The sequence below is a fragment of the Prauserella sp. PE36 genome (genome assembly GCF_003311655.1).
Taxonomy (GTDB): domain Bacteria; phylum Actinomycetota; class Actinomycetes; order Mycobacteriales; family Pseudonocardiaceae; genus Prauserella_A; species Prauserella_A endophytica.
This window is the reverse complement of the sequence record NZ_QEQT01000085.1, coordinates 38,452-50,010: the sequence shown is the minus strand read 5'-3', so window position 1 is coordinate 50,010 and position 11,559 is coordinate 38,452. Positions and strand designations below refer to the sequence as shown.

General features: G+C 72.2%; 8 protein-coding genes. 7 read left to right on the top strand and 1 reads right to left on the bottom strand.

Annotated features, from left to right (window positions below):
- Positions 1-3 precede the first annotated feature (3 nt).
- Entirely contained in the window at positions 4-792 is a 789-nt protein-coding gene (locus DI005_RS24290) for an IclR family transcriptional regulator (protein ID WP_112274886.1), read from the top strand.
- Here the strand turns inward: DI005_RS24290 and DI005_RS24285 are convergent.
- Positions 780-2,240 carry a benzaldehyde dehydrogenase gene (locus DI005_RS24285; protein WP_112274884.1) on the bottom strand — a complete coding sequence of 487 codons (1,461 nt, stop codon included), beginning with the start codon at positions 2,238-2,240 and terminating at the stop codon, positions 780-782. The two genes, DI005_RS24290 and DI005_RS24285, sit on opposite strands and share 13 nt — an antisense overlap.
- A gap of 400 nt (positions 2,241-2,640) precedes the next feature.
- Here DI005_RS24285 and DI005_RS24280 point away from each other — a divergent pair, with 400 nt between their 5' ends.
- From DI005_RS24280 to DI005_RS24255, 6 genes are all read left to right on the top strand, one after another.
- Positions 2,641-4,575, top strand: a complete 1,935-nt coding sequence (locus DI005_RS24280) for an intein-containing Rv2578c family radical SAM protein (protein WP_199543179.1) — start codon at positions 2,641-2,643, stop codon at positions 4,573-4,575.
- A 130-nt stretch (positions 4,576-4,705) separates the two neighbouring features.
- Positions 4,706-6,472, top strand: coding sequence for an aspartate--tRNA ligase (gene aspS, locus DI005_RS24275; protein ID WP_112274560.1), 1,767 nt, complete (start codon positions 4,706-4,708; stop codon positions 6,470-6,472).
- 541 nt (positions 6,473-7,013) lie between these two features.
- Entirely contained in the window at positions 7,014-8,228 is a 1,215-nt protein-coding gene (locus DI005_RS24270; protein WP_113643649.1) for a phosphotransferase, read from the top strand.
- Between the two features lie 168 nt (positions 8,229-8,396).
- On the top strand, positions 8,397-9,197 hold the full coding sequence (locus DI005_RS24265; RefSeq protein WP_170200613.1) for an SGNH/GDSL hydrolase family protein: 801 nt from the start codon (positions 8,397-8,399) through the stop codon (positions 9,195-9,197).
- Between the two features lie 55 nt (positions 9,198-9,252).
- Entirely contained in the window at positions 9,253-10,620 is a 1,368-nt protein-coding gene (locus tag DI005_RS24260; RefSeq protein ID WP_112274554.1) for a replication-associated recombination protein A, read from the top strand.
- 18 nt (positions 10,621-10,638) lie between these two features.
- Positions 10,639-11,550 (top strand): NAD(P)-dependent oxidoreductase, encoded by a 912-nt coding sequence (locus DI005_RS24255; protein WP_112274552.1) that lies wholly within the window; start codon positions 10,639-10,641, stop codon positions 11,548-11,550.
- The last annotated feature ends 9 nt before the right edge of the window (positions 11,551-11,559 follow it).

Genomic DNA, 11,559 nt, shown 5'->3' with positions numbered 1-11,559 from the left:
CACGTGAGCGGGCAGAGTCGCCATGCGGACCGCCCGGCGCCGAAATCGGTGCTGGCGCGGGGACTGTCATTGCTGGACGCGTTCGGAGCGGGCGAACCCGAGCTGAGCCTTGCCGAGATCGCCGCGCGCAGCGGGCTGCCGAAACCCACGGCCCACCGGCTGCTGGCAGAGCTGGTGGAGTGGGGCGCCCTTGAGCGGTCGAGTCCGGGGCACTACCGGCTCGCGACGAAGCTCTTCCGGCTCGGCCAGCTCGTGCCGCGGCACCGGGTGCTCAGGGAGGCGGCGCTGCCGCACCTGGAGCAGCTCTACGAGGCCAGCCACGAGAACGTGCACCTGGCCGTTCCCGACAACGTCTACACCCTCTTCCTGGAGAAGCTCACCGGCCGCGAGTCGATGAGCATCCGCTCCCGGGTCGGCGGCCGGATGCCGTCGCACTGCACGGCCACCGGCAAGGTGTTCCTCGCGTGGGGCGGCCGTGACCGGCTCCGCCGCGTCGTCGACGCCGGCCTGCCCCGGTTGACGCCCAGGACCATCGTGCTGCCGGGCCTGCTGCACCAGGACCTCGAGCGCACGATTGCCCGTGGCCTCGGCATCAACCGCGAGGAGGCCGAGCCCGGCGTGTCCGCCGTGGCCGCCCCGGTGCTCGGCGCGAGGGGTGAGGTAGTGGCGGCCCTGTCGGTGACGGGCCGCTCCCACCGCCTCGACCTCGACCGGGTCGGCGGCCTCGTGCGTGCCGCGGCGAACGCGGTGTCGGCGAGCCTGCCCGCGGTGGCCGGCGCTCAGAACGGGTAACCGGCGACGTCTCCGCGCAGCGTGACCCAGCGGGTCTCGGTGAACGCCTCGATGTTGGCGGCGGCACCGCCGAAGCGGGAGCCCGTGCCGGAGGCGAGCACCCCGCCGAACGGAGCGTGCGCCTCGTCGTTCACCGTCTGGTCGTTGATGTGCACGATGCCGGTCGGGACGCGGTCGGCCAGCGCGAGGCCCTTGGCGATGTCCTTGGTCAGGATGCCCAGCGAGAGCCCGTACTCGCTCGCGGCGGCCAGCCGCGCGGCCTCTTCGATCGTGCCGAACCTCGCGACCGGCGCCACCGGCCCGAACACCTCCTGGTCGTAGGCGGGCACGCTCGGCTTCGCCCCGGCCAGCACGGTGGGCCGGTAGAACAGCCCCTCGTACTCCCCGCCGGCCGCGAGGCTCGCGCCCGCGTCGACGCTGGAGCCCACCAGGGCGTGGATCTTGTCGCGCTGCCGCTCGTCGATGATCGGCCCGAGCGCGACCTCCCCCGTGGCCGGGTTCCCGACCGGCAGCCCGGCTGCCGTCGCCGCGAGGCGCTCGACGTACTCGTCGTAGATCGACTCGTGGACCAGGTGCCTGCCCGTTGTCATGCAGATCTGACCCTGGTGGAAGAACGACCCCCACGCCGCCGCGCTCGTCGTGGCCGCGACGTCGGCGTCGTCGAGCACGATCAGCGCCGAGTTGCCACCCAGCTCGAGGTGGGCGCGCTTGAGGTGACGGCCCGCCAGTTCGCCGACCGCACGGCCCGCGGCCGTCGACCCGGTGAACGAGATGACGCGGACGTTCGGATCCTCCACCAGCGCCTGCCCGACCTCGGCTCCACCGGGCAGCACATGAAGTACCCCAGGCGGCAGCCCGGCCTCCTCGAAGACGCGTGCGAGCGCGACCCCACCGCACACGGCCGTGCGCGGGTCTGGCTTGAGCACCACGGCGTTGCCGAGGGCGAGCGCCGGGGCCACCGATCTGATGGACAGGATCAGTGGCGCGTTGAACGGCGAGATCACTCCCACCACGCCTGCCGGAACGCGGCGCGCCATGCTCAGCCTCGGCGCCTCGCTCGGCAGCAACTCGCCCAGCGGGTGCGAGGGCAGTGCCGACGCCTCGAAGCACTCGCCCTCGGCGACGTGCAGCTCGAAGTCAGCCTTGCCGGGGATGCTGCCGGACTCGCGGATCAGCCAGTCGCGCAGCTCCTCTGCGTGCGTGCTCCACAGCTCACCGGCCCGCCGCAGGATCGCGGCCCGCTCGGAGAAGGGCGTCGTGGCCCAGTCGCGCTGCGCCTGCGCGGCAACGGCCGCGGAGCGGGCGACGTCAGTCGCCGACGCGGCGCCGACCCGGCCCAGCTCCTCGCCGGTCGCCGGTTCGACAACGGTCGTCTCACCGCCATCGGCCTTCTCCCACGAGCCGGTGAAGACCCGGCCGTGCCATGTCCGGACGTCGAGAAAGCTCACGGTCACTCCCATCCGCATCGTGCGCGCTGTGGCGTCATGATGGACTGGGTCCGGTCCCGGTCGCAGTGCGCCTTTCCATCGACCGGAACGCGGGTGCGGGCCTGAGGTGTCCGATGCCCGTGCGCCGTGTGGTCCCGTGTCCTCTCCGTCGAGCCGTGTGGCAGGGAAGGCCGCTTCCCCGTCCCGATGCCGACGATCGCGGCGGGCTCTGTGTGGTCACGCCCTGTGGGCTGTTGGCATCGCGTACCTCCTCTCCTGATCGTGGGTGCCGATCCCCGTCGCACCTGGGCGCTCGCCGCGCGCGAGATCCCCTCGTCCAGGTTCCTGTGCGGGTCCGGCCCGACGCCGGTGACCGCGCGTTGCCTTGACACTACATCGAACATATGTTCGAATCAAGTCTGTGAGATGGGATGGCCAGCGAGCCGACGGGAACGCCGAGCAGGCGCTGCTCGGGCTGTCCGGCCTGATCCGCTCCGTGCGGTCACCGGACTTCTCCGGCGTGACCTTTCACGAGGTCCACGCCCGCTCGGTGCTGAACAAGGTGCCCGACGCGTCGCGGGTGCCGTTCCGATGGACGATCAACCCGTACCGGGGCTGTTCTCACGCGTGTACCTACTGCCTCGCGGGCGAGACGCCGATCCTGCTGGCGAACGGCCGGACGAAGCCGTTGGCCGAGCTCGAGGTCGGCGAGGAGATCTACGGCACGCGGCTGGAGGGCGACTACCGGCGCTACGTGCCTACGCGCGTGCTCGCGCACTGGTCGACGATCAAGCCCGCCTACCGGATCAACCTGGAGGACGGCACGAGCCTCGTCGCCAGTGGCGACCACCGGTTCCTCACCAACCGTGGCTGGAAGCACGTCACCGGAGCGCAGCAGGGCGCGGCGCGCAGGCCGTACCTCACGACCGGCAACAAGCTCATGGGCGTCGGCCGCTTCGCCGCCCAGCCGGAACTGTCGCGCGCATACCGCGAGGGCTACCTGAAGGGGATAGGCGCCGGGCGGGGACCGGCCGAGGGTGAGGCGCTGGACCGGATCCGGTCGTTCTCGCAGGGGCACGGCGGTGCCAGGGATACCGCCGTGCCGATGGTGCCGGATGAGGACTGGCAGAAGGGCTTCCTCGCCGGGATCTTCGACGCCGAGGGCAGCCACTCGCGAGGCATCGTCCGGATCTCGGTACTGGCACCGGACGTGCTCGACACGGCGCGCCTCGCGTTGAAGCGCTTCGACTTCGCGCACGTCGTCGAGGATCCGGGCCGGGCCAGCGGTCTGCGGGTGCTCCGGCTCTCGGGCGGGCTAGCCGAGCGGCTGCGCTTCTTCCACACCACCGACCCCGCGGACACCCGCAAACGCACCATCGTCGGAATGGCGATCAAGTCGGGGGCGCGGCTCGGGGTCGTGTCCGTCGAGCCGCTGGGAGTGGAACGGCCGCTGTTCGACATCACCACGGGCACGGGGGACTTCATCGCCGACGGGGTGGTGAGCCACAACTGCTTCGCGCGCAACACCCACACCTATCTCGATCTCGACGCGGGCAGGGACTTCGACACCCAGGTGGTCGTGAAGGTCAACGCGCCCGAGGTCCTCGCGGCTCAGCTCCGGCGTCCGAGCTGGAAACGCGAGCACGTCGCGATGGGCACGAACACCGACCCGTATCAGCGCGCCGAAGGCAAGTACGAGCTGATGCCGCGCATCATCACGGAGCTGGCCGGGTCGGGCACGCCCTTCTCGATCCTCACCAAGGGCACGGTGCTGGCCAGGGACCTGCCCCTGCTGCGGACGGTGGGCAGGGACGTCTCCGTCGGCCTCGGGGTCTCGATCGCATTGCTGGACCGCGACCTGCAGAGCACGCTCGAACCGGGCACGCCGAGCCCGAGGGTGCGGCTCGCGCTCGTGCGGAAGGCGCGGGAGGCCGGGTTGCCCTGCGGGGTGTTCCTCGCTCCGGTGCTGCCGGGGCTCACCGATTCCACCGAGGCGCTCGAGAGCCTCTTGGCGGAGGTGGTCGATGCCGGCGCGACGGGTGTCACGGTGATCCCGCTGCATCTGCGTCCAGGTGCGCGGGAGTGGTTCGCGCGTTGGCTGGCGGAGCACCACCCGGACCTCGTGCCGCGCTACCGGCAGTTGTACGCGCGGGGCAGTTACGTGAACGCGGCGTACCGGCGGTGGCTGTCCGCACGCGTCACGCCGCTGCTGCGCCGGTACGGGCTCGATCCCAGGTCCGGTGGTGAGGAGCGTGGCGTGCCAGGGGATGAGGAAGCCGGCTGGCCGGACGGCAGCATGCCGCGTGGGGAGAGGGGGCCGATCCGGACGAAGGGAGACCAGATGACACTGCTTTAGGTGCCCGCGCACTCGGGAAACCTGGTGGCGGCCGACCCCGGTCGGTTCGTTAACCTGAGCCGTCGGCGAAACGCCGCTGCACACCGATGGCAAGACCGCTACCACTGCTTTCCGAGAGGATCCTGCGAAAGTGCTTCGCACCCACAACGCCGGCACGTTGCGTGTCGAGCAGGCTGGCCAGACCGTCACGCTCACCGGTTGGGTGGCCCGGCGGCGGGACCACGGCGGGGTCATCTTCGTCGATCTCCGGGACGCGAGCGGGGTCGCGCAGGTCGTCTTCCGTGAGGGCGAGATGGCCGAGCGGGCGCACCAGCTCCGCGCGGAGTACTGCATCAAGGTGGTCGGCGAGATCGCGAAGCGGCCCGAGGGCAACGAGAACCCGGAGATCCCGACCGGGCAGATCGAGGTCCTGGTCACGGAGCTGGACGTGCTGTCCGAGTCGGCGGTGCTGCCGTTCCCGATCGACGAGCGGCTCGAGGTCGGCGAGGAGGTGCGGCTCAAGCACCGGTACCTCGACCTGCGCCGCAACGGTCCCGCGAGTGCGATGCGGCTGCGCAGCGAGGTCAACCGGGTGGCGAGGACCGTCCTGCACGACGAGGGCTTCATCGAGGTGGAGACGCCCACGATGACGCGCTCGACGCCCGAGGGCGCCCGCGACTTCCTGGTGCCCGCACGCCTGCGGCCGGGCTCCTGGTACGCGCTGCCCCAGTCGCCGCAGCTGTTCAAGCAGCTGCTGATGGTGGGCGGGCTCGAGCGGTACTACCAGATCGCCCGGTGCTACCGCGACGAGGACTTCCGTGCCGACCGGCAGCCGGAGTTCACGCAGCTCGACATCGAGATGAGCTTCGTCGAGCAGGACGACGTGATCGCGCTCGGCGAGCGGGTGGTCACCGCGCTGTGGAAGCTCGTCGGGGTCGACGTGCCGCAGCCGTTCCGCCGGATCAGCTACGCCGAGGCGATGGCGAAGTACGGCACGGACAAGCCGGACCTGCGGTTCGGTCTGGAGCTCACCGAGCTGACGGAGTTCTTCGCCGACACGCCGTTCCGCGTGTTCCAGGCGCCCTACGTCGGTGCGGTGGTCATGCCAGGCGGTGCCGACCAGCCGCGGCGGCAGCTCGACGCCTGGCAGGAGTGGGCCAAGCAGCGCGGGCACAAGGGCCTCGCGTACGTGCTCGTCGGTGAGGACGGCACGCTCGGCGGTCCCGTGGCGAAGAACCTGTCCGACCACGAGCGGGAGCATCTGGCCGAGGCGGCGGGCGCGAAGCCCGGCGACTGCGTGTTCTTCTCCGCGGGCAAGCCCAACGACGCGCGGCAGCTGCTCGGTGCGGCTCGCGTGGAGATCGCGCAGCGGCTCGGCATGATCGACGAGAACGCGTGGTCGTTCGTGTGGGTGGTGGACTTCCCGCTGTTCGAGGCCGCGGACGAGACCGACGACGTCGCCGTGGGCGGCGGCAAGTGGACGGCGCTGCACCACGCGTTCACCTCGCCGACGCCGGAGTGGATCGAGAAGTTCGAGTCCGACCCCGGCAACGCGCTGGCCTACGCCTACGACATCGTCTGCAACGGCAACGAGATCGGCGGCGGCTCCATCCGTATCCACCGCGGTGACGTGCAGCGGCGCGTCTTCGAGGTGATGGGCCTTTCCGAGGAGGAGGCGCAGGAGAAGTTCGGCTTCCTGCTGGACGCGTTCCAGTTCGGCCCGCCGCCGCACGGCGGCATCGCGTTCGGCTGGGACCGCATCGTGATGCTGCTCGCCGGCGCGGACTCGCTGCGGGACGTGATCGCCTTCCCGAAGACCGGCGGCGGCTACGACCCGCTGACCGGCGCCCCGGCGCCGATCACCGCAGAGCAGCGCAAGGAAGCCGGGGTGGACGCGAAGCCGCAGCAGCGCGGCTGACGGCCGGTGCCGCAGCTCAGGACCACCGGTGCCGCAACTCAGGACCGTCTGCCCGCCGGGGCGCACCGACGCGGTACCGGCGGCGGGCTCCGGCGCCGCTCCGGGGCGGCCCACGTGGTGCCGTGGGGCACCGCCGTTTCGCCCGAGGGCGACATTGGAGGCCGACAGCGCGCGGGGCCGCCGACGAGGTCGTCAACGGGCTCTACGAGCAGGAGTTCGGACGGGGTCGTCACCCGGCTTTGCCGCAGTAGCTCGACCACACCGGCGCACTCGAGCTGGAGATGTGCCCCAGCCTGCTACGCCGCGGTCGCAGCCGTGCTCGGACAGTGGTCCCTGTCCGCCTCGGCCAGGGCGGTTCGTTGTGAACCGTCCTGGGCATCGCGCTCGCGGCGGTTTGGTGAGGACGGCGCGGGTACGAAGGAAACGTTCCGCGGCGTCGCCCCGACCACCGTCGGACGGTTGAGGGACAATCCCGCGAAATCTTCATGTTCTCGCCGACGTTGTGGTCACCGCTGCTCGTTCACTAGTAGGGTCGGAGCCAATGACTGTGGACACCTCCTCTACCGATGAGTCGCCGATCGGTGCAGGAGCGGAACTTCTCTCTGTCGATGCCGCCGTCGCCGCCGCCGAGGCGGTGCTCGCCCAGCGGTTCGGCAGCACGATCACTCTGATCGATGCCGAGGACCTGGCCGGGAGCGGCCCCGCCACCGTGGTCAGGGCCCGGGTCGACTCGTCGTCCTTCGCCCTACCACGCACGCTGGTGATCAAGCACTACCCGGGTGCGGCCCGGCAGGGGCAGGACGACTCGTTCGCCAGGGAGGCGGCGAGCTACCAGCTGTTCACGGCGCTCTCCCCCGAGGACCGGATGTGCCCCGAGCTCCTGGCACACAGCGCCGACCAGCGGGTGCTGGTGATCGACGACCTCGGGAGGATGCCGACTCTCGAGGACAAGCTCTGCGGGGGCGACAGCCGCGCCGCCGAGACGGCCCTGCTGTCGTGGGCCCGCTCGCTCGGGCGCCTGCACTTCAGCACGGCCAACCGCGAGGCCGACTTCAACGCGCTGCTGCGCAGGCTCAACCCGCGGAACCGGACCGGCGAGGCGCCGGACGACGCGGGCGCCGCGCCGGGCGACGTCACCGAACAGACCCCGCACCTGCTGGAGCAGGCCTTCGGCATGCGGACGCCCGACGCCGTGCGGGAGGCCGCCGCGCGTGCCGCGGAGCAGATCCGAGCCGGCGGCTACCGCGCGTTCAGCCCGGTGGACCTGTGGCCCGACAACAACCTGGTCACCGGCGCGGGTGTGCGGTTCCTCGATTTCGAACACGGCCGGGTGCGCAGCGCGCTGATCGACGCGGCTCATCTGCGCGTGCCGTTCGTCTCCGCCTCGCACCCGCTGTCGCTGCCAGCGGGGATGAGGGAGGCGATGATCGCGGCGTGGCGCGCCGAGGTCGTCGGCCTCTGGCCCGCCCTGGCCGACGAGGACACGCTGTCCGCGTACCTGCTCGACACCGAGCTGCTGGCCGTGTGGCACGCGACGTGCCGGCACGTGCCCGGGCTCGCCGACGTGCGCAACGCCTCGCGCACCGGGCGCGCGGCCGCGCTGGTCACCTGGTGGCGCGGTCTCGCCGAGCACGCGGAGCACAGCGACCGCGAGTGCGACACCGCGGTCGCGGAGCACGCCGCCAGGGTGGCAGCGGCGCTCGACACGCGCTTCGGGCCGGATCTGGAGCTCGCGCTGTACCCCGCCTTCCGTTAGGCACTGGCACCGAGCATTCCTCGACACGTCCACGCGTCGTTACCCGCGGCTCACCGCTGGTGAGCTTCGGTGGCCGATGGTGTCCACGTGGTGTGCGACGACGTGGCCAGGACAGCAATCCCCGAGACCCCACAGCCCTCCCCGCCGGTGCGGGCACGGCGCCTCGTCGTGCTCGGTGACTCGACTGCCGTCGGCCTCGGCGACCCGCTGCCCGACGGCGCCTGGCGCGGGATGGGCCCGCTCGTCGCCGACTCTCTGGGCATCGAACCCGCCGGGTACCTCAACTGCTCCTTCACGGGCGCGCGCATGGCCTGCGTCCGCACCGACCAGCTGCCCAAGGCGCTCGCGCACCGGCCCGACGTCGCGCTGCTGGTCGTCGGCATGAACGACACCCTCCGTTCCGACTTCTCGCCCCGGCGGATCGCCGCCGATCTCGACCACGTGCTGACCGAACTGGCCGCGGCCGGGGCGCTCGTGCTGCCCGTCAGGTACCACGACCACGGCCGGGTGTTCCGGCTGCCACGCTCGCTGCACCGGGCGCTGCGGGCCCGCATCGACGCGCTTAACGCCGCCATCGACGAGGTGGTGGTGCGGCACGGGGTGCCGTGTCTCGATCTCGACGCCGTGCCGGGGACCTACGAGCTCGCCTCGTGGAGCGTCGACCGGCTCCACCCGTCCGAGCTGGGGCACCGGTTGCTCGCGCGCGGGTTCGGGGAGTTGCTCGCCGGCGCGGGGTACGCGGTGCCCGCGCCGGTGAGCCTGGTCTGCTCCGGGGGCAAGGAGATCGGCGCGCTCGACCACGTCGGCTGGCTCGTGGTCAAGGGCATCCCGTGGCTGTGGCGGCGGGGCCGGGACCTCATGCCCTACGCCGCGGGGATCATGCTGCGGGCCGCCACCGAGCGGCGCCGCCGTCCGGCCGGAGCGGAGGAGAGCCCGGCCGAGCTGCCCGCACCCGCGGCGGCGCACTGAACCGACGCGCCGAGGGGGCGCGCCGGATGTCGGCCCTCGCGGCTACCGTCGAGGTGTGCACCAAGACGAACTCTTCACGGTGAACCCGGACGTGGCCCCGCCGCCGGAGCCCGTCGCGGTCTCGGAGCCGCCGCCCCCGCCGCCCGGCTCTCCGCTGGCCGTGCGGATGCGCCCGCGCACCCTCGGCGAGGTCGTCGGTCAGCAGCACCTGCTGGGGGAGGGCGCGCCGCTGCGCAGGCTGGTCGAGGGCGCGGCCCCTGCGTCGGTCCTGTTGTACGGCCCGCCGGGCACCGGGAAGACGACGCTCGCCAACCTCGTGTCGACGGCGACGGGCCGGCGTTTCGTCGCGCTGTCGGCGCTCTCGGCAGGGGTCAAGGAGGTCCGGGGCGTCATCGAGGAGGCCAAGCGGCGCCGCCGCTACAACGGCGAGAACACGGTGCTGTTCATCGACGAGGTCCACCGCTTCTCCAAGACCCAGCAGGACGCGCTGCTTGGCGCGGTCGAGGACCGCACGGTGCTGCTCGTCGCCGCCACCACGGAGAACCCGTCGTTCTCCGTGGTCTCCCCGCTGTTGTCGCGCTCGCTCGTGCTTCAGCTGCGCCCGCTCACCGACGACGACATCCGGGACCTCCTGGGCCGCGCCCTCGCCGACGAACGCGGCCTCGGCGGCGAGTTCACCCTCACCGACGAGGCGACGGCGCACCTGGTGCGACTCGCGGCGGGTGACGCGCGGCGCGCGCTCACCGCGCTGGAGGCCGCGGCCGACGCGGCCTCGGCCACGAGCAGCCCCACGATCGAGCTCGCCACCGTGGAGTCCACTGTGGACAAGGCTGCGGTGCGCTACGACCGCGACGGGGACCAGCACTACGACGTCATCAGCGCGTTCATCAAGTCGATCCGCGGTTCCGATGCCGACGCCGCGCTGCACTACCTCGCCCGAATGATCGAGGCGGGGGAGGACCCGCGCTTCATCGCGCGCAGGCTGGTCGTGCACGCGAGCGAGGACATCGGGCTCGCCGATCCCACCGCGTTGCAGGCAGCGGTCGCGGCGGCGCACGCCGTGCAGTTCATCGGAATGCCCGAGGGCAGGCTCGCGCTGGCACAGGCGACGCTGCATCTCGCCACGGCGCCGAAGTCCAACGCGGTGATCACCGCGATCGACAGCGCGCTGGCCGACGTCCGCTCCGGCGGCGTCGGCACGGTGCCCCCGCACCTGCGGGACGGCCACTACGCGGGCGCGGAGAAGCTCGGCAACGCGCAGGGCTACCGCTACCCGCACAACGTGGCCGAGGGAGTGCTCGCCCAGCAGTACCCGCCGGACGAACTGGTGGGCCGCGACTACTACGAACCGACCCAGCGCGGCGCCGAGCGCACGCTCGCCGAGCGGGTGCCGCGGCTGCGCCGCACCATCAGGGGAGGCTGATCCGGCGAAGGAGGGACCATGACGGGCAACCCGGTCGTCGCCGTGCTCGGCACGGGCACCATGGGGCTGCCGATGGCGCTGAACCTGCTCGAAGCGGGCCTGCCCGTGCGGGCGTGGAACCGCACGGTCGGCCGGGCGCAGCCACTCGCCGAGCTGGGCGGGGACCTGGTCACCGAACCACGCGCGGCCGTCGGGGGAGCCGACGTGGTGGTGACGATGCTCGCCGACGGTCCCGCCACGCGCGAGACCGTCGAGCCCGTGCTGGATTCGTTCGGCCCCGCTGCCGTGTGGCTGCAGATGGGCACGATCGGGCCGGCGTGGACGGAGACCCTCGCCGGCCTGGCCGCCTCGGCCGGGGTGGACTTCGCCGACGCGCCCGTGCTGGGCACCAGGAAACCCGCCGAGGACGGCACGCTCGTGGTCCTCGGCTCAGGGCCGGCACACGTGCGGGGACGCTGCGAGCCGGTGTTCGACGCGGTCGGCAGCCGCACACTCTGGGTCGGTGACACGGGTGCCGGCAGCAGGCTCAAGCTCGTCGCCAACGCGTGGGTGCTCGCGCTGACCAACGCCACGGCCGAGAGTGTGGCGCTCGCGCGTGAGCTCGGCCTCGACCCGGAGCTGTTCCTCGAAGCCATCGGGGGAGGCCCGCTCGACGCCGGCTACGCGCACGTCAAGGGCGAGGCGATGATCACGGGGCAGTTCCCGTTGAGCTTCGCCGTGCGGCACGCGCTCAAGGACGCCGACCTCGTTCTCGCCGAGGAGGGCGACGCCGATCTCGCCGGGGTGCGCGCCGCCCGGCGGCACCTCGCGGCCGCCGCGGAGGCTGGCCACGCCGACGACGACATGGCGGCGCTGTACCGCGGAGTCGTGAGCCGGGACAGGGCGGACGCGCGGCAGGGTCGCACGGCCGGGGCCGACGACGCACGGTAGCCTGACCCG